The 19,480-nt window shown below is 42.9% G+C and carries 12 protein-coding genes; 7 read left to right on the top strand and 5 right to left on the bottom strand.

Annotated elements, in window-relative coordinates; translation table 11 throughout:
• Window positions 1–348 precede the first annotated feature (348 nt).
• The gene (gene uvrB, locus AC2SLT_RS04880) at window positions 349–2,466 is read left to right on the top strand and encodes an excinuclease ABC subunit UvrB (RefSeq protein ID WP_486546508.1); all 2,118 of its coding nucleotides are present in this window, start codon (window positions 349–351) and stop codon (window positions 2,464–2,466) included.
• Window positions 2,467–2,777: 311 nt separating this feature from the next.
• Here uvrB and AC2SLT_RS04885 read toward each other — a convergent pair whose 3' ends face one another.
• Window positions 2,778–2,948, bottom strand: a complete 171-nt coding sequence (locus tag AC2SLT_RS04885; protein ID WP_486546509.1) for a hypothetical protein — start codon at window positions 2,946–2,948, stop codon at window positions 2,778–2,780.
• A gap of 620 nt (window positions 2,949–3,568) precedes the next feature.
• Here AC2SLT_RS04885 and AC2SLT_RS04890 point away from each other — a divergent pair.
• Entirely contained in the window at window positions 3,569–4,561 is a 993-nt protein-coding gene (locus AC2SLT_RS04890) for an META domain-containing protein (RefSeq protein WP_486546510.1), read from the top strand.
• 356 nt (window positions 4,562–4,917) lie between these two features.
• On the opposite strand, the gene AC2SLT_RS04895 is transcribed toward AC2SLT_RS04890, so the two are convergent.
• Window positions 4,918–5,319, bottom strand: a complete 402-nt coding sequence (locus tag AC2SLT_RS04895; protein ID WP_486540272.1) for a nitrite reductase small subunit NirD — start codon at window positions 5,317–5,319, stop codon at window positions 4,918–4,920.
• A gap of 48 nt (window positions 5,320–5,367) precedes the next feature.
• Window positions 5,368–7,995, bottom strand: a complete 2,628-nt coding sequence (gene nirB / locus AC2SLT_RS04900) for a nitrite reductase large subunit NirB (protein WP_486546511.1) — start codon at window positions 7,993–7,995, stop codon at window positions 5,368–5,370.
• A 609-nt stretch (window positions 7,996–8,604) separates the two neighbouring features.
• Between nirB and AC2SLT_RS04905 the strand changes: the two genes are divergently transcribed.
• The 5 genes from AC2SLT_RS04905 (at window position 8,605) to cobA (ending at window position 18,674) form a co-directional block, all read left to right on the top strand.
• A complete protein-coding gene (locus AC2SLT_RS04905; protein ID WP_486546512.1) occupies window positions 8,605–10,110 on the top strand; it encodes a NarK family nitrate/nitrite MFS transporter in 1,506 nt (501 codons plus the stop codon).
• 235 nt (window positions 10,111–10,345) lie between these two features.
• On the top strand, window positions 10,346–12,436 hold the full coding sequence (locus AC2SLT_RS04910) for a bifunctional protein-serine/threonine kinase/phosphatase (RefSeq protein ID WP_486546593.1): 2,091 nt from the start codon (window positions 10,346–10,348) through the stop codon (window positions 12,434–12,436).
• A gap of 163 nt (window positions 12,437–12,599) precedes the next feature.
• Window positions 12,600–14,057 carry an NAD(P)/FAD-dependent oxidoreductase gene (locus AC2SLT_RS04915; protein ID WP_486546513.1) on the top strand — a complete coding sequence of 486 codons (1,458 nt, stop codon included), beginning with the start codon at window positions 12,600–12,602 and terminating at the stop codon, window positions 14,055–14,057.
• 2 nt (window positions 14,058–14,059) lie between these two features.
• The gene (locus AC2SLT_RS04920) at window positions 14,060–17,536 is read left to right on the top strand and encodes a molybdopterin-dependent oxidoreductase (RefSeq protein ID WP_486546514.1); all 3,477 of its coding nucleotides are present in this window, start codon (window positions 14,060–14,062) and stop codon (window positions 17,534–17,536) included.
• A gap of 184 nt (window positions 17,537–17,720) precedes the next feature.
• On the top strand, window positions 17,721–18,674 hold the full coding sequence (gene cobA, locus AC2SLT_RS04925) for a uroporphyrinogen-III C-methyltransferase (protein WP_486546515.1): 954 nt from the start codon (window positions 17,721–17,723) through the stop codon (window positions 18,672–18,674).
• A 44-nt stretch (window positions 18,675–18,718) separates the two neighbouring features.
• Here the strand turns inward: cobA and AC2SLT_RS04930 are convergent, their stop codons facing one another.
• Both AC2SLT_RS04930 and AC2SLT_RS04935 read right to left on the bottom strand, forming a co-directional pair.
• Window positions 18,719–18,865 (bottom strand): hypothetical protein, encoded by a 147-nt coding sequence (locus tag AC2SLT_RS04930; RefSeq protein WP_486546516.1) that lies wholly within the window; start codon window positions 18,863–18,865, stop codon window positions 18,719–18,721.
• A 185-nt stretch (window positions 18,866–19,050) separates the two neighbouring features.
• Window positions 19,051–19,437 (bottom strand): hypothetical protein, encoded by a 387-nt coding sequence (locus tag AC2SLT_RS04935; RefSeq protein WP_486546517.1) that lies wholly within the window; start codon window positions 19,435–19,437, stop codon window positions 19,051–19,053.
• Window positions 19,438–19,480 lie beyond the last annotated feature (43 nt).

The following is a 19,480-nucleotide window of genomic DNA, read 5'->3' on the forward strand; positions in this document are numbered from 1 at the left end:
ATTGAAGACAGTTTGAATGAACGACCGTCTTGTTTGGCTTATTTATTATGCTGTCTATATTAACAGAGACAATAAGTAATAACTTCTAAGGTTTATAGTGTTTCGTCATACAGTTTGTAAGACAATGTAATGAATTGAACAGAGCCCAACCCAAGAGGCCTAAACCCTTTAAATCTTGAGGTATTGTCCCCATAAATAGAACATCAAGTGTTACCCTTTAAGACACTATTTTACACGTCTCTTTACATAATATTTAATTGGCAAAACCCTATCAAATTTATCGTTTAACAGATTAAATCTATGAACAGATTTCCCTTTAAAAAAGACTAATTATAAAAGACTCTATCTATGCGAATGCCCGAACCCAGATCCTCACGACAATTAAATCAACTCGCCACCCAACTGCAAGGTGAAGCTGAAATTACCGGTGTTAACGTATCCGGCACCTTGATATCAAGCCGTGCCTTCGAAATGGTGACAGACTTTGAACCCGCAGGCGACCAACCTCAAGCTATTGAAAAGCTAGTCAAAGGCATCAATGCTGGCATGGATGCACAGCTATTGTTGGGTGTTACCGGCTCAGGCAAGACCTATACGATGGCCAAGGTAATCAGTGAGACGCAGCGCCCGACTATCATTATGGCGCACAACAAAACCTTAGCCGCCCAGTTATATGGTGAGTTCAAATCCTTTTTTCCAAATAATGCGGTCGAATACTTCGTCAGTTACTATGACTATTATCAGCCCGAAGCGTATGTCGCGGCCAGTGATACCTTTATTGAAAAAGACAGTGCCATTAATGATCACATTGACCAAATGCGTCTGTCAGCCACTCGGGCATTATTGGAGCGCCGTGATGCCATTATCATCTCTTCGGTGTCTTCAATTTATGGTCTCGGTGATCCAGAGAGCTATTTAAAGATGCTATTGCATATAGTAGTCGGTGATATGATCGACCGCAATGCATTAATCAAGCGTTTGGTAGCACTACAATATACCCGAAACGAGCTAGACTTCGAGCGGGGTACCTACCGGTTACGCGGTGAGCTTTTAGATATTTATCCTGCGGAATCTGAACAGCTGGCGGTACGTATCAGTATGTTCGATGATGAAGTGGAGAAAATCAGCTGGTTTGATCCGCTAACCGGTAAAACGGTGCGCAGTGTGCCACGAATTACGATTTATCCAAAGTCGCACTATGTGACGCCACGTGAGAAACTTGAAGCTGCCAGTAAGACTATTCGAGCAGAGCTTGATGAGCGTCTGGAGTACTTTCGAGAACATGATAAGCTTATTGAGGCGCAGCGCATCAAAGAGCGTACCCAGTATGACCTTGAGATGATTCAGCAGCTTGGCTACTGTAACGGTATTGAGAACTACTCACAGCATTTATCAGGTCGCCCAGCCGGTGTAGCGCCTCCGACTTTGTTTGATTATATCCCCCCTGATGCGTTGCTGTTCATCGACGAGTCACACGTGACTGTGCCTCAAATCGGTGCCATGTATAAGGGTGACCGCTCACGCAAAGAGAACCTAGTCAATTACGGCTTCCGTCTGCCGAGTGCGATGGACAATCGTCCGATGAAGTTTGAGGAGTGGGAGAAAATCAAACCTGCTACTATATTTGTCTCTGCGACGCCGGCGCTTTATGAGCTTGAGCACAGTGAGCAAGTGGTCGAGCAGGTGGTGCGTCCGACTGGTCTGATTGACCCTAAGATTGAGATTCGCCCGGTATTGACCCAAGTTGATGATGTGCTGTCTGAGATTACCAAGCGCCGTGAGGTCAATGAGCGGGTGCTTATCACTACATTGACCAAGCGGATGTCTGAGGACTTAACCGATTATCTAAAAGAATATGATGTCAAAGTGGCGTATCTACATTCTGATATTGATACGGTTGAGCGTATGCAGATTATCCATGAGCTACGCACCGGTGTGCATGATGTATTAGTCGGGATTAACTTGCTGCGTGAGGGTCTCGATATGCCGGAGGTTTCCTTGGTGGCGATATTTGACGCCGACAAAGAGGGCTTTTTGCGCTCAGAGCGCTCCTTGATTCAGACCATCGGTCGTGCGGCGCGTAACCTAAATGGTAAGGCCATTTTGTATGCTGATCGCATTACGCCGAGTATGCAAAAGGCGATTGAAGAGACGGATCGCCGCCGTGAAAAGCAAATCGCCTTTAACCTTGAGCATGGCATTACGCCGAAGTCCGCCACCCGCAGTATTACCGATAAGATTGATACCGGTGAGGTCGAGGAGGATCTCAATGACAATCAGGCCATACCAAGCAGTAGTGGTCTGCCCGATGTGGATATTGAGATACTGCGTAGTCCAGACTTACTCGCCAAAGAGATTAACCGCTTAGAGAAACAAATGAAGCAATTCTCACGCGAGCTTAAGTTTGAGGATGCGGCGAAAACGCGTGATAAAGTCTTGGAACTTAAAGCCTATATTGTTCAATAAACGAATGCTATTTCTATAAACCAACCTAGCCTTTTTAGACTCGGTCAGGTTCAAAAAACCTACTAGTTTTAGTTTTTGTACTCGCTTTCCTTGATAAATATCTAGATTTTCTATAAATAAATATTCGCCAAAAGGTGCGTCATTGAATATGACGCACCTTTTTTATTATTTATGTATAACCTATTTTTTATTACCTATTCCATAAACAAACCGGGTCGGAAGTTTATGAATTTGAGAACATTTTTGGAGCTATTCTCGCCTTACGCTTGTATCTGCCAATCTTGATGGCACAGGTGATACGGTTTGGGATGTCACTTGCTTCGCGTGCCACCCCAATACCTATTGCCTGTAAGCCATCCCGCTTCACAGGATACCGCTACAGTCAAGGCTAGCGGTAACATCGCATTATTGCCTATATCTGTTGTGAGTTGAAAGATTACACCAAAGTAGATGGCAACCGGCAGGATAGGTGAGTGACCCATAACAAGATAAATGCTAGTAGCCGTTTTTGTATTTTATCTAGATTTAACTTTTTATACCCCATTCTCAACTTATTAAAATTCACAATGATGGTGCTTTTAGCACTGCGAAACAAGACCTTTCATCGAAAATGCTGGGCTAAAGCCACAGCCTACGTTAGGAGTTGAAAATCGGGTTTTTAAATTTATTTTTCTGGTTTTAATAATGAGCGTGTCATTGAACGTGATAAGCTTTACAATATCTAAATACAGAATAATACTCGAATTAAATCATTCCTAAAATACTAGCTACCTATATTTAAACCGATTATAAGAATTAGGGCGTGTAGAACATTCGCAAATTAGCTCTGCTTTGCCCGTTCGCAATGCGAGAGCTATGCGTGAGTGAGAGCGGGACTCTTTTTTGCCAATATATGGCGGCATTTAAAAATTTAGGGTTCTAACTTAGAATGACTAAGCGTCAAAGATTTCACTACATATTGACTAAAAAATAGTCTCCGCCAGTGCCATGGTCGAATGCTCCACACGCCCTAACCTATATTAAAATATTCGCTAAATACAGCTTATAAATTAAGTGTATAAATACAGGTTCTAAGCTCAATCCTTAAAGGTAATAACGCATTATGATATTCGCTCAACACTCCAAACGACCTCTTACATTAGTAGTTACTTCTTTACTAGTCGCCTCACTAACAACAAGTTTAGTAGGGTGTCAGCAATCCGCAGAGTCAGAAGGTTATGAGTCCGACAGCACTGAAATAAATAATACCGATCCTAACAGTACGGATGTCGACAATACTGATACTGATAGTACCGATACTGATAGTACCGATCTTGGCAGTACAGATGATAAAAGTTTCGAGCCTAATTTAGACGATACTGATTTAGAACAAGTTGCGCTGATCTCAAGTGTAGAAGCCAAGCAAATTGACTTGCAACGGGATTTAATCAATCATAATTGGACGTTACTCAGTGCTGTTGATAGTAACAATAAACCCGTTACAGCATTAACGGCTATAAAAGATAATGTGAAATTAACCTTTCATAAAGACGACTCACAACAAACTATTGGCTTTAGTGTGGGCTGTAATGCAATGGGCGGCAACTTCGTGATAGAAGATGGCGTGCTCTTCGTCGATCAGGTCGCTGGCGATGCCCAAGCCTGTGGCGATCTTAATAAAGCAGAACAGTTATTAGCGCAAGCAGTGACTGGCAGTAGTCAGCTTAGTCTGAGTCCGAGTAAGCCGCTTATACTTACCCAAATTACAGAAGCCGATAAGACTTTTATTTGGCAAGGGTTAGAGACCTCTGAGAGTCAGTCTATTCAATCGCCAGATATCGTCTATTGGGAAATACACGGTACAGAGCAACCTTGTCCCGATGGTACAACCAGATCTTGCCTAAAGGTGAGACCGATAAAGTATAACCGTGATGGTGTAAGAATAGATGAGGGCAAATGGGCATTATTTGCAGGCGAGATTGAAGGCTATAATCATGAACGAGATCAATCCAAAATAGTGCGCTTAAAACGTTTTGAGGTTGCCCCAGAGGTATCACAAACGCAGGCTTATACTTATGTATTAGACTCAGTGATTGAAAATAAGGTAAACGACTAGATAGGTTGATTTTTAGATTTGGTATAAGGTATACGACTAGATAGGTTAACTTCTAAATTTACTGTATAAAGTTGTCGTGTGACGCGTTTTAGCCCTGACAATAGCGGATATACTGATGTAACCACTGAGATAGCGGTACTTGGCTGAGGGCAGTATCGAGGTAACAGGAATGGCATCAGCCAATAGTTACCGCCTCAGTGGGTACGGCAGATAGGAGCGGACGGCAGGATTAGCTACAATCTTTAGATTGTAGTTTAAAGGATAAAAAGGTGAGTCATTTTAAATGACTCACCTTTTTTTAAACAAAAATCACGTGTTTAAGAGGTAGCGTAATTTAGATGCAGGTGTCAGCCGTACTAGGCCGCAGCGTTATCAGCTAGTTTGATGACCACTTGATCGCCTTCTAAAGCGACCTCGTAGCTGTTTAACTTAACGGTTTCATCGTCTAAGCATTGACCTGTGGCTAAGTCAAAGCGCTGCTTGTAAATAGGGGAGGCGACATAGATGACTTCTCGCTGAGCACTGCTAGCATCATTGCTGTCGTTGGTGCTGTCCTCTTCTGACTCACTTTTGATGATTGTGCCACCAATAAGACCGCGCGATAGCACATTGGCTTTGCTAAAGGGATCAAAGTTGTCAATAGCGAATAGTTCGTCGTTTTTGGTGCGAAATACGGCGATTTGTTTGCCCTGAATGAGTGCGCAAACACCCGCTTCAGGAATAATATCATCAAGTTTGCAAATGGGCTGGGTTAACATAGGGTATTCCTGTATTTATTAAAATGGTGAGTAGTGTCGTCGTTTGCGCTATCCAGCAGTCGGCTCTAACACCTTTTTCTCTTCTTCAGTCGCTGGACGGATTTGTTCACGTTCGGTCACAAATACCACATTGTCATCACCAAGTTCACTGTTTACGAAATGACGGAAACGTTTGAGTTTTTCCTTATCGGTAATCGTCTCTTTCCATTCGCAAACATAGTTATCCACCAATAGCTGCATTTGATCTTCAAGCTCTTTGGCGATGCCGAGACTGTCATTGATAATCACATCTTGTAAATACTCTAGACCACCTTCTAAGCTTTCACGCCACTTTGAGGTGCGCTGTAATTTGTCCGCGGTTTTAATATAGAACATGGTAATGCGATCGATATACTTTAAAAGAGTCTCGGTATCAAGATCTTTTGCAAACAACTCTGCATGACGCGGTACCATACCACCATTACCCGCCACATATAAGTTCCAACCGTTTTCGGTTGCGATGACACCAAAATCTTTTGATTGGGCTTCGGCACATTCGCGCGTACAGCCTGAGACGCCCATTTTGATTTTGTGCGGTGAGCGCACGCCTTTATAGCGGTTCTCTAAAGTCAACGCTAAGCCAACACTGTCTGCAACGCCATATCGACACCAGTTGTTACCGACACAAGATTTTACGGTACGTAGAGACTTGCCATACGCATGACCGGTTTCAAATCCAGCTTCTACTAAGCGCTCCCAAATATCGGGTAATTGCTCAAGACGTGCACCAAACAAGTCAACACGCTGACCGCCGGTTATTTTGGTATACAGATTAAACTCTTTGGCTACTTGACCGAGTACAATCAATTTATCAGCAGTAATTTCACCGCCTGCAACGCGTGGAACAACTGAGTAGGTGCCATCTTTTTGGATATTACCCAAGTAATAATCATTGGTTTCTTGCAGAGGGGCAAGCTCGGTTTTTAAGACATAGTCATTCCAGCAAGAGGATAAGATTGAGGCCACGGCAGGCTTACAAATCTCGCACCCTCGACCAGTGCCGTGCTGTGTTAATAGCTCATCAAAGGTCTTAATTTCATGCACACGAACTAAGCTGTAAAGCTCTTGACGCGAATAAGCGAAATGCTCACATAAGTCATTATTCACCTCAAAACCAAGCTCGGTCAGCTGATATGCGAGTACATCTTTTACCATAGGGGCGCAGCCACCACAGCCTGTCCCTGCTTTGGTGCAACTTTTGACCTCAGCAAGTGAATATGCGCCATCTTCAACAGCCCCGCAAATAGCGCCTTTAGTCACATTAAAGCACGAACAAATCGTCGCCGTATCGGGTAGATTTTCGACACCCATTGATGGTTTTTCAACATTGGGTAAGATTAGGCTCTCGGGATGGGCGGGCAGGTCGATGTCGTTTAAAAATATCTGAAGTAGGTTGTTATAATCTTCGGTATCACCGACCATTACGGCGCCCAATAACTTCTTATTATCGCCACTGGTGACCAGTTTTTTATAAATACCCTCTGCAGGATTCTGATAGACATAGCTTAAGCTGCCTTCAGTTTTGCCATGCGCATCACCGATACTGCCAACATCTACGCCCATAAGTTTAAGCTTGGTACTCATATCCGCACCGGTAAAAGTTTTATCAGTATCGCCTGCTATCTGAGCAGCACAAATGCTTGCCATCGTATAGCCTGGTGCTACCAATCCAAAAATCTTGTTGTCCCAAACGGCGCACTCACCGATGGCATATATATCCTCATCGTTAGTTTGACACTGATCGTTAATTAAAATACCACCACGACCACCAAGCGTCACGCCACATTCTGGATTCTGTTTCATAATGCCATCTTGAGGGCGGATACCCGCACTAAAGACGATAAGATCAGTATCAAGCTGCGTGTCATCAGTGAACTGCATGGTTAAATACGTGTCTTTGTCTAAATGAATGTCTTGTTCATCTTTTTGATGAATATCGTGATTGAGTGATACGCGGCGGTTATGAATGATCTCCTTGGTATTTTTGCCCGTCAGTACCTTGACGCCTAATGATTCAATTTTTTTCTTAAGTATTTCACCGCCTGCCGCATCTAGCTGTACGCCCATGAGCTGAGGAGCAAACTCTACCACATAGGTGTCAAGTCCTAAGGTGACTAATGCTTTTGCCGCTTCCAGCCCAAGTAAGCCACCACCGACAACCACACCTTTTTTGACATTGGGTTTTTCAGCAACTTTAAGAATACTGTCCAAATCAGCAATGGTGCGATAAACCTGACAATGCGAATGACCGCCCCCTTCAATAGGCGGCACAAAGGGATAAGAGCCCGTTGCCAATACCAATTTGGCATAGGTTATCGTGTCACCCTCTTCGGTAGTGATGGTATGACTGCCGCTATCAATATCAGTGATGCGTTGGTTTAAATGCAACTTGACATCCGCAGCGTCATAATTGGCGAGATCGACAAGGTTGAGTTTACTGGCATCTTTATGTTCAAAGTAACTAGACAGATAGACGCGATCATAGGCAGGGCGGTCTTCTTCGCCAAAGACATGAATGTCGTAGACGTCATTGAGTCCAAGCTCGATGGCTTTTTCTACGAAATGGTGACCGACCATGCCGTTACCGACGACGACTAAATTAGCTTTTAGCGTTTCGTTATTCTTTGTATTACTCATAAATGCCTTGCTCGTTATTATTTATAAAGGGGGAGTTTGGTAAAGGAAGCGACTCATTTATATGGTGCACTTTACCAATTGCCTACCCTAATACATTCAATAATCGTGCCACTCTTAAGCAATACAGCTAAATAAACTTTAAATGAAATTGATATCTTATCTCAGAAGGAGCTGACTCCTTTATCAGTTCTCTTTGCATTTTTATAACCTTCCGATCAACTCATTTTTTATGTCACTCACTATTTATGGTTTATTCTTTTGTATTATTCGAACGTTATTTTTGATATCTATCAAGGTGTTAATTCATATTAAGAAAGCTTAAATTATATTTAATCATAATTTAAACAGATTTATGGATGGATGGCATGGGGATTGCAACGACATGGATAATTGGACCGTTTACTAAATAGCCTCTAAATCAATATAAAACTATGTAGTTAATTAAGACATATGATAATTACACGATGTTAAACGTTAACTTAATTCAGTAAAAATTTAATAGCTAGCTTAATAACGGGTTTTAACAATAAGTTTAATAACGAGCTTGACAATATGCATTTGAATAACTGTGTTATTGCAAGCTACCCATCCTAAATAAGGAAATCAAATATGTCTTCAGCCACTCCCGTCCCCCCTTCCAAGGGTAAACTAAATATCTTATCTTTTGCTGGAAAAAATAAAATTCTGCATTTAGGTTGGATGGCATTTTTCTTAACCTTCTTTGTCTGGTTTAACCACGCCCCCTTTCTATCTGCTATTGGTGAAACCTTAAATCTAACCCCGCAACAAGTTAAAACGTTGTTAATCTTAAATGTCGCATTAACCATTCCGGCACGTGTCATCATCGGCATGCTAACGGATAGGTTCGGACCTCGAATTGTTTATACCTGCATTTTAGCGCTGGGTGCCATACCTTGTTTTACCTTCGCATTCGCACAGGACTATACGACACTAGCCTTATCACGTTTCGTTTTAGGTTTCGTTGGAGCAGGCTTTGTGGTGGGTATTCGCTTAATGAGTGATTGGTTCCCAGCGAATGAGTTGGGTACCGCAGAAGGTATTTATGGTGGTTGGGGTAACTTTGGATCAGCTGCAGCTGCTATGATACTGCCTACCTTGGCGATTGGCTTTGCTGCTTGGTTCGGTGGAGACGAAGGTTGGCGATATGCTTGTGCGACCTCTGGTGTCGTCATGGCATTATATAGTATTTTATTCTATGCCAAAGTACGTGATACCCCTAAAGGGCATACTTATTTTAAACCTAAGAAACATGGCGCCATGACCGTAACCTCGTCAGGTGACTTTTGGTTAATGATGATCTTTAAAGTGCCGATGTATTTAGCGTTAGCTCTACTGGCATGGAAACTCTCGCCAGCAGGTGTTAGTTTATTAAGTCAGTTTTGGGTTAATATTATCTATTTGGTATTAGCATTATTGTATGTCTACGAGTTTATCAGTAGCTATCGTTTCAATAAAGAAGTATTTACCACCCCAGTTCCCGAAGCTCAGCGTTATGACTTTAAACAAGTGGGTGTACTAAATATTTTGTACTTCGCAACGTTTGGTTCTGAGTTAGCAGTAGTATCAATGCTACCGTTATTCTATCTAGAGACCTTTGAAGTATCTGTGGTTGCCGCAGGTTTATTGGCCTCGTCGTATGCCTTTATGAACTTAATGTCACGCCCAGGTGGCGGTTGGTTAAGTGATCGATTTGGACGTAAAAGCACGCTCCTTATCTTAACCGCAGGTCTTGCGATTGGGTATTTCTTAATGGGCATGGTTGACTCTACCTGGCCTATAGCTTTAGCGTTATTAATTACCATGTTTTGTTCATTCTTCGTACAAGCGGGTGAGGGTGCCGTATTCGCCGTCATTCCCCTTATTAAGCGCAGTATGACAGGTCAGTTCGCGGGTATGGCAGGCGCCTATGGTAACGTGGGCTCAGTAGTGTATCTTACCGTGTTAAGTTTGGTGTCTTATCAGATTTTCTTTATGGTCATTGCTGCCACGGCAGTCGTTGGTTTTATAGCGTTATTCTTACTAAAAGAGCCATCTGGCGTCATTCTAGAAGAAATGCCAGATGGATCATTTGCTGAAATTAAAGTGAGCCATTAATCCATTCAAAAAACGTTTCTTTAACTTATCGAAAGTTAACTTATCGACGTTTCATTTATAGAGTTTCATGTATAGAAGTTTAAGGGTTATTACGCCTCAGGACACGCCCAAGGAGTAACAGTTGAATAGTAGGAACAGTCGTCCTGATCAGCGTCATAAGACGGAAAACCAGTCTAACAATACAACAAGCCACCAATTTGCTTCGCAGGCAAGTTGGTGGCTTGATTTTTGGTCAATGGCAGGACGTAAGTCTGAGAATCAGGACAGTATGCTGATTACCAATTGTGTGATGAATGAAGATTGGCAAGGTCCAGCACCTCTTTTAGTACTGTTATCAGATGGCGTGAGCGCCTGCCAATTTCCAAAGCAGGCCAGTAGACTAGCGGTACAAACAGTTGCAGAAACCGTGGTCAATCAGCTACCTGATATCATTGAGCAAACTAATCATTCGACCAGTTCTGTACAAAGTGGAACCGGATTATTAAATGATGAGTATGTCGCAATAATGCTGAAGCAGGCCGTCAATAACGCCAATGACGCGATGTATTTCTCACAGGTCTATCAACGCGTGCCACCCTTGTTGTCAACCTTGTCGGGTTTGCTGTGTATCAATGACCGTATACATCTATTTCACACAGGTGACTCTCGAATATATCGACTGGGTGTCAATGAATTAACTATATTGAGCCATGACCATCGTATTCACAAAGGTCAAGATAAAGGGGCTTTATCGGCAGCTTTGGGTGCCGATACGACGGTGCATTTACAACAAGATGTGTTTACTTTACATCAAAATGAATATCTCGCCATCATGACGGATGGGGTCTACGAGTTTATCGAGTCATCGGAGCTGCAGTATGAAGTCAGTCAGTCGCTTACGAGTTTAGAAACGACATTAACTAATGGCGAGTTTGAATTTAGCGCCGATTCATTTGATCACTATATTCAGCATTGGCAATTAAGTCGACGATTGTGTGAGCATGCGTTAAAAGAGGGCAGTAATGATAATCTGAGTATGATCATGCTAGGTATGCTCACCCCAGCCGCCACTTATCCTTTGATGGTAAACCCGAAGAATCAACCGCTAAATAACCCATTGGCTACTGATGCTAAAAATACAGTGGCTGCTAACAGGACGTTGGAGGATAGTGTGGGCAATAACAGTACGCATCAGAGAAGTCCTAAAAATAGCATTGACGAAAGTGCTTACATACCACCGCCAACTCAAATAGCAACGCCTCTGCAAATAGAACCACCTCCGCAAACCTCTAGCTTTAAGTTACCGAGCGGTTTTGAGATAGGTGAGTCGATTGACGGGTTCACAGTCACTAAAATTATCGCTCGTACCGCTCGCAGTGAAGTCTATTTAGTTGTGGACAGGGAGGGGCATGAATATGTGCTTAAGTCGCCCAGTATTAATACGGTTGACGATGGAAACTACATTCGTGACTTCTTAAAAGAACGTAAGATTGGACTAAGCTTATCCAAAAATCGCCGAGCAGGGGAGTCTTCTTATAACCAAATAGACCCTAATAGCCCTGTTATTAATAATGTGCACACCAAAGAGACAAAGGAGGGTCAGCAGTCAAACTCAACGTTCAGTGACTCAGGGTTACTTCGCTATTATCCCGTTCCAGCAAGTACCTTATATTTATATCACTTGACCGAATACGTTGAAGGCGAGAGTCTGAGAATGTTTATAGAGCGCAATGCGCCTTGTGATATTTGGCAAACTCATGACTTATTAACGAAGATTGGCATGGCAGTTCGGGTGATGCACCGAAACTATTTATTGCACCAAGATTTAAAACCGGAAAATATATTGTTGACCAAAAGCGGAGCGGTCAAGTTGATCGACTTTGGCTCGGTAAGCTCTTCAATTTTAAAAGACAGTACCCGTCCGCCGGTAGGCGATTTGCATTACGCTGCACCTGAATACCACACGGATGCACCAAAAGGGGTACATTCAGATTTATTTTCCATAGCGGTTATCGGCTTTGAGTTATTAACGGCCGAGTTGCCGTTTACCTCACAACAGCTTATGTCGCCAACCAGTGCGCTCAAAGTGCCTACAGAATTACTACGTAAGCAAAACGTACCGTTTTCTAGCCAGCAAGCGCTATTGCGAGCTATGCACCGTAATACCAATGTTCGTTACCAAGCAATCGGTGAGTTTCTGCAAGAGTTCAATCCAGATAATATGGCCTCAGTAAATGATCCTGAACCGTTGATCAAACGTCATCCCTTATTGGTATGGCATGGCATTTGCTTGATACAAAGTGTCATTATTGTTTTTTTATTATTTAAGGTTTTAGGAACTCATTAATATTGCTAACTGTACTTATTAAAATCACAAATTTTAATTAGCGAACGTTTTTCTAACCGAAGCTTTGTTAATTCGCACTTTTCATAACCATTTTTTTAATTGTAATTTCAATCGCCAATTTTATGTCTGCACACATTGCCACCACAATGGCTAAGGTCTTCCCATGCCAGCTCCAGTAACTACTAGCTCAAATTCGCAATTCCCTAATAACGCACCCAATGATAAAGCTATCCCAAGCGGTATTGTGATAGTAGGGGCGGGTATGGCAGGCAGTCGTTTGGCCATTAAGCTGGCAACTTTATGGCAGGAGTGTAAAGGGGTAAACCCGGAGATTACCTTGATTAGTAAAGAGCCTCAAGTAGGTTATAACCGTATTATGTTATCTCCAGTGCTGGCAGGAGAGACCTTATTTGAAGACACTTATTTGTATGACAATAGCGAATACGAGCGTTTAGGAATCAAGGTATTAGCGGGCGTTTGTGTGGATACTATAGACACTGCTAGCCAGCAGTTAACTTTGAATAATAAGGATATTTTGAGTTATGACACGCTTGTTATTGCCACCGGCTCTACTGCTCGCGTGATTCCCTTTCCTAACCATGACGCCAAAGGGGTGCATGTGTTTCGGGATGCAAGTGATGTCGCTGTGTTAAGTGACTTTGCCAAACAGGGCAAAACGGGTTTGGTGATTGGCGGTGGTGTGTTGGGGTTGGAGGCGGCCTGTGCCTTGGCATCTCAAGGTGCGCGTATGAGCGTTGTTCATGTGGATAGTTATGTCTTAAATCGACAGTTGGATCAGCCCGCTGCCTTAATGCTACAAAATGAACTTACCTTACGTAACGTCGGACTAGAAGTGTCAGCGATGTCTACGACTATTGAAAAAAATGATGTCGGAGAAGTTACAGGGTTAAGCCTAAAAGATGGTCGAACCTTACCGGCTGACTTTATTGTGATGGCAGTGGGTATTATTCCTAATACTAAGCTCGCCAAAGACAGTGGGATTTTGGTCAATCGGGGCATAGTGGTTGATGAGTATATGCAGACCAACTGCGACAATGTTTATGCCATTGGTGAGTGTGTTGAAATTAATGAAGAACTCTTTGGCATGGTGTCCTCGGTCAATCAACATGTCGATACGCTTATTAGCGTCATATGTTATCCATATAATCAAAAAAAGTGGCAACCGTTTGTCAGTGTGCCATTATCTTTAAAGCTAAAAGTGTCGGGTATAGCCGTATTCTCAGCAGGACACATTGAATTTGCAGATGATGAGATTAAAGAGATTGAGCGTGTTATCTATCGGGACTTAGCGCAAAATCATTATCATTGTTTGTACATTAAAGAAAATGTGTTGATAGGGGCGGTGCTTTATGGAGAAACCAGTGATGGAAATTTTTACAGCCAGTTAATTAATGATAAAACGGACATATCCAGTTTTAAAGACTCATTAATATACGGCGCCGCTTATTGCCAACCTATGTTAGATGAGTCCACGGGTGAGCCGTTAACAGAAAGCATGAATGATAATTCAGTAGTAAACCAAGAAGATAATAATTTAAACAGTAAGGCCACAACCAAAACTGACGCTTCAAGCAGTCAAGCTGCACGGGAGCCTGCATAGGTATGAGTAACACTACCCATAGCGATACTATTGATGATTTAAATAACAATCGACACATCTATACCACCAGTCCGAAGCATATCTCTATACTAGTTAATAATGAGAGCACCAACCTTAGCGAGAATACTATTAATACCAGCCAACACAATCCAGCCAGTTTAATTCCCATAAAGCTTATCAATGAAGATAATCCATCTTTAAGTGCTCATTCAACAAGCGCGGAGCCAAGCAGCACAAAAACAATAAATGTAAAAACAAGAAACGAAAAGACAAGAAATGATAAGACGGATAAGTTGAAAAAAGTGAAAACCACGTGCCCATACTGCGGCGTTGGCTGTGGCGTATTAGCGACTATCGATACTGTAAATGGCGAGGTGAGTGTTGAGGGTGATCCTGATCATCCCGCCAATTACGGTAAGCTGTGTTCAAAGGGGAGTAATCTAGCTCAAACTTTAGGTACTGAACGACGACTCCTGACGCCTTATTACCAAAATAAAAAATTAAGTATGCAGTCGCTTGCTGCCGCTACTGATTTATTAAATGAGCCATTGGGTGGGCGTTTGAATGGACAGTCAGATGAGCCTTTAAATGAGCTCTTAATGACGACTCAAGAAAATAGCCTAAGCAAAGAAATCCAACCTTCTGATTGGGATCCTATTCTTGATGATATTGCCGATCGCTTATCAAAAACGATTGAGCAACATGGCCGAGATAGTGTGATGCTATATGTGTCAGGCCAACTATTAACTGAAGATTATTACGTTGCGAATAAATTTATTAAAGGCTTTATTGGCAATAACAATATCGATTCCAACTCGCGGTTATGTATGTCGTCAGCGGTAGCTGGGCATAAACGAGCTTTTGGCGCAGACTTAGTGCCCGGTAGCTATACCGATTTTGAAAGCTGTGACCTATTAGTATTAGTCGGTTCAAACATGGCGTGGTGTCATCCGATATTGTTTGGTCGCTTTTTAAAAGCAAAACAAGACAACCCTCATAAGAAGTTGATTGTCATTGATCCCCGACGTACAGATTCGTGTGAGTTTGCTGACTTACACCTGCCTTTAGCACCGGGTACAGACACGCATCTGTTTAATGGTCTACTCAATTATCTAGAGACAACTGGATATCAAGATGCTGCCTATGCACAGCAGTGTTTGGGCTTGAATGAGGCATTGGCCTCCGCAAGGTCATGGGATATTGAGTCAGTTGCCAAGGCCACTCAGCTTGATGCTGACACGATTGAACAGTTTTATACCCTGTTTGCAAATCATCCCAAAACGGTGACGGCCTTTAGCATGGGGGTCAATCAGTCAAGCTCAGGCACCGACAAAGTTAATGCGATTATTAATACGCATTTGCTCACAGGACGGGTGGGAAAAGAGGGCGCCAGTCCTTTTTCATTAACCGGTCAGCCTAATGCAATGGGCGGGCGAGAGGTAGGCGCTTTAGCCAATCTATTGGCAGGACATCTTGAGCTTGAAAATGCGGATCACCGTCAAGCCGTAGCCGACTTTTGGCAAGCCCCTCAAGCTATCGCACCGAATGTAGGCGTTAATGCCTGCGATGCTGCTGATGCCATATTAGATGGACGTATCAAAGCCATTTGGATTATGGCAACCAATCCAGTGGTCAGCTTACCTGAAGCGGATAAATTTCGTCGGGCGCTTGCGGAGTGTGAGCTAGTCATTGTATCTGAATGCTCAAAAGACAGTGATACCATTAAGTGTGCCGATATCGTATTGCCGGCGCAAGGCTGGGGCGAGAAGTCAGGAACAGTGACTAATTCTGAACGTCTCATATCTCGTCAGCGCACATTGCTGCCTGCTGCCGGAGAGTCTAAGCCTGATTGGTGGATACTCTCTCAAGTTGCCAAACGCATGGGATATGCAGGGTTTGACTACCAGAAACCTAGTGAGATATTTAGTGAACATGCGGCATTAACTAGCTATCAACAAGATAACTATCCCAGACAGTTGGATCTATTGTCAGAGCTGTCATCTAAACTTAAAGTCAATAACGAGAGCAGTTTTTTAAATAAAGAGAGCAATGTTTTACCCGAAAACCAATATGATACGATGTTGCCTTTTCAATGGGGTGGTGCGCGTATTGATGTGTTAGCTGAACAGTTTAAGCATGATACCCCTCGATTTATTACTATCAAACCACCTGAAGAAGCAGGGGCAATCAATAGATTTACCCCTAAACAGGACAGACTGAACCCTACCGAAGTCAAAGCTCAAGCACAGACCATTAATAGCACTCAGATCCGCAAAGATATAGACGAGTTAACTACGTCTTCGAATATGTCAGCTAATAATGCCATCAATTTACGTCTGATTACCGGTAGACTACGCGATCAATGGCATACCATGACCCGCACTGGTCTGGCACCAAAGCTTAACCAACAACAAACCATCCCAACCATAACTCTACATCCTAAGGACGCAGAAACTCTAGGCGTCGTTGATCAACAGTTTGTGTCCATTTCTCCTGAGTCTCCTTTTGAGTATGAGAAACAGCCGTCAACTGAATCGAATGCTTCCAGTGTTGCTATTGCGCAAGTTGAAACCAGTGATGAGATGCGAGTCGGCGATGCCTTTATGCCGATGCATTGGAGCAATGCATTTGCCAATCTTGCAAGAGTAGGCGTATTGATACCGACTAAAGTTGACCCTATCTCATCGCAGCCTGAGCTTAAGAACTCTGCTATTACCGTTAACCCGATAGCGATGCAAACCGTGGGGCGTTTACTGGTGCATCCAGATTGGTTAGACGCCGTTTTGGTGCAATTACGCGTTTTATCAGCTTCGATGAACTTTAGTGAGCAGGGTGTGTCTTCAACGGAATTACCCAATATAGTCTGGAGCCTGAGTCGTCAACAGGACAGCATCTTAATTAATATCGCCACCTCAAAGCCTGATATGAGCGCTTCTTGGTTAACCTCACCATTTTGGCAACAGATTGTCGCCTCAGTTGAAGAATTAACAAACGGTGAATCTTCTGACTTAGAGAATAGCTCAATTGGTAATAACGGCTTGATTGCTAACGCTAGTTTTATAGAAAATATCAGTTTTATAGAAAATAAAAGGGCCAAACAATTTCGTATGGTGGTTATTGATGAGGCCAATCAGCATAGCAAACACAGCTTTCTTGACCAACCGCAATTAATGCTAGCGGTATATATCGCGCCAGAGTATGACCAGCTTCCGAGCACGCATTGGCTAAACGAGTGCTTTGTCGATATGAGTACTGTACCTTCAACGAAGTGGTTGCTGGCTGGTCGTCCGGCAAGTGGTTATGTTGATCCCGGCCCTATCGTCTGCGCGTGTATGGGAGTCGGGGAAAATATCATTATTAATACCATAAAAAGTGATAAGGCGACAGATGCAATTACTCTTGGCAAATTATGTCAAGCAGGTACCAATTGCGGCTCATGTGTGGGTCAAATCAATGAGCTTATTAAAGAATATGCGTAGCCTTAATAGATTTGAAGGATGTTATGAGCGGTTGGCATATCAATTGCAGCTTATAAAGTACTGACACTGAAATGACGCTCAAATGTGAAAAATTTGATTCAAATGTTTATTTTCTCAATATGAATTAACTTGTAGCGTCTGTGTTAAGCCGTTTATTTGTTATACGCTAGGAGCGCCACCCAGCATGACCGACTCAATTCTATCAGCACTATCACATTTAGTCCCTTTATCAGACATATCATCATCGTCTAATTCATCTTCTTATACCCCAAATAATTTGCTACAGAGCTACAATGCTAAGACACCACAGAAACAGGCTAAAAAAGGGGCAGTGTATTTAGTTGGTGCAGGATCGGGTGATCCAGAGCTATTGACCCTAAAGGCGTATCGAGTTATGCAGCAAGCAGACGTGGTACTGTACGATAGCTTAGTGTCGCAAGATAACCTAGACATGTGTTCATTACAGGCAAAAAAAATATTTGTTGGAAAAAGACGAGATAATCACGCCCTGCCTCAGCAAGATATTAATCAGCTGTTAGTCACTCATGCCCAAGCTGGCAAATGTGTCGTGCGTCTAAAGGGCGGTGATCCTTTTATATTTGGTCGTGGTGGCGAAGAGCTACAAACAGTCATTAAGCATGGGATTTGCTTTGAATCTATTCCGGGTATTACCGCTGCAAGTGCTGCCGCCAGTAGCACTGGCATTCCGCTGACCCACCGCGACTGCGCACAATCGGTTAAATTTGTCACCGCCTATAAAAAGACCAATGCACCGAATGAGGACTTCGCTGAGATGCTCGATCCGACACAGACGGTTGTGTTATATATGGGATTGCATCGATTAGAGAGTTTAACGCAGGGCTTAATACAAGCGGGCCGTGATCCAAAAACGCCCTTTGCGCTGATTAGTCATGCCAGCCTGCCAACTCAACAAACCTTAGTCGGCACGCTTGAAAGTATCACGGCTCAGCAGGCGACAGCGAATCTACCTACGCCAGCGTTATTGATTATGGGCGATGTGGTGACACTTCATGATCAATTAGCCCCTTTTAATTTAGCCAATCGTCAAACGCTGCCAATGTCTTTAAATTTGTCAGAAAATGACTCGCAAAGCACAGTATGTGTCGCCACGATTTAACTCGTATCAATCAACAAATTACTCAGCTTATCTTCAAGCCATTTCTATAACCAAATAATGGTTAACGCTTCAGTATTAATAGTTATAGCCCATCCCGCTTTCCACTTGTATCTGCCAATTTGAGCGAGGCGTTGGCTACAGTTTGGGTCGTCGCTTGCTTCGCGTCGCCACCCCAAACCTAGCCACGCCATTCGCTCAACTTAGCAGGATACCGCTACAATCGGGGCTAAACCGCACTATCTTTTCTCTCTAAGTTTATAAGAACCTTCGATTCAATATACTTTTAAATAAAAAGAGCCCGTTAATCATAATAACGGGCTCTTTTTATTGTGAAAGTTTTGCAAACGCCTATAGAGGTTACGACGTTTAAAAAACTTTATTTAGTAAAGCTGGCATAACACGTCTGAAGAGATTTAGCGACGACTTTAGTCACCAGTTGCGAGCGATATTGAGGGTCAATCGCTGCATTGGTCAACTCAACCACCGTCACTTGTTTTGGGGCTTCTTCGCTGACACAGCCACAAATTTTAGTTTTAGCAGCTTCTTCTTGTTCTGAGTTCATAGCAACACGAGCAATACGCCATGCGTTTTGCTTTTCAAGTTCATTGCGACAGGTATTATCGACAGCTGCTTTAAAAATATTCATGCCAACATTGGTTGCGGTACCCACAGTATTGTCTGAATTATTTGGCGTACCGGTTGTGCTACATCCAGATAGAGCAAGCATTGTTACCAAAGCGGTTGCGGAAAAAATGTGTTTCATAAAAGAATCCATAAATAGATATTAAATTTAAGACCTGTATTGA

The sequence above is a fragment of the Psychrobacter sp. CX18 genome (assembly GCF_057396215.1).

What these genes read in the sequence shown, in the direction of transcription:
- uvrB (WP_486546508.1), top strand. Translation starts at nt 349, where the DNA reads ATGCGAATGCCCGAACCCAGATCCTCACGACAATTAAATCAACTCGCC.
- AC2SLT_RS04885 (WP_486546509.1), bottom strand. Translation starts at nt 2,948, where the DNA reads ATGGGTCACTCACCTATCCTGCCGGTTGCCATCTACTTTGGTGTAATC.
- AC2SLT_RS04890 (WP_486546510.1), top strand. Translation starts at nt 3,569, where the DNA reads ATGATATTCGCTCAACACTCCAAACGACCTCTTACATTAGTAGTTACT.
- AC2SLT_RS04895 (WP_486540272.1), bottom strand. Translation starts at nt 5,319, where the DNA reads ATGTTAACCCAGCCCATTTGCAAACTTGATGATATTATTCCTGAAGCG.
- nirB (WP_486546511.1), bottom strand. Translation starts at nt 7,995, where the DNA reads ATGAGTAATACAAAGAATAACGAAACGCTAAAAGCTAATTTAGTCGTC.
- AC2SLT_RS04905 (WP_486546512.1), top strand. Translation starts at nt 8,605, where the DNA reads ATGTCTTCAGCCACTCCCGTCCCCCCTTCCAAGGGTAAACTAAATATC.
- AC2SLT_RS04910 (WP_486546593.1), top strand. Translation starts at nt 10,346, where the DNA reads ATGGCAGGACGTAAGTCTGAGAATCAGGACAGTATGCTGATTACCAAT.
- AC2SLT_RS04915 (WP_486546513.1), top strand. Translation starts at nt 12,600, where the DNA reads ATGCCAGCTCCAGTAACTACTAGCTCAAATTCGCAATTCCCTAATAAC.
- AC2SLT_RS04920 (WP_486546514.1), top strand. Translation starts at nt 14,060, where the DNA reads ATGAGTAACACTACCCATAGCGATACTATTGATGATTTAAATAACAAT.
- cobA (WP_486546515.1), top strand. Translation starts at nt 17,721, where the DNA reads ATGACCGACTCAATTCTATCAGCACTATCACATTTAGTCCCTTTATCA.
- AC2SLT_RS04930 (WP_486546516.1), bottom strand. Translation starts at nt 18,865, where the DNA reads ATGGCGTGGCTAGGTTTGGGGTGGCGACGCGAAGCAAGCGACGACCCA.
- AC2SLT_RS04935 (WP_486546517.1), bottom strand. Translation starts at nt 19,437, where the DNA reads ATGAAACACATTTTTTCCGCAACCGCTTTGGTAACAATGCTTGCTCTA.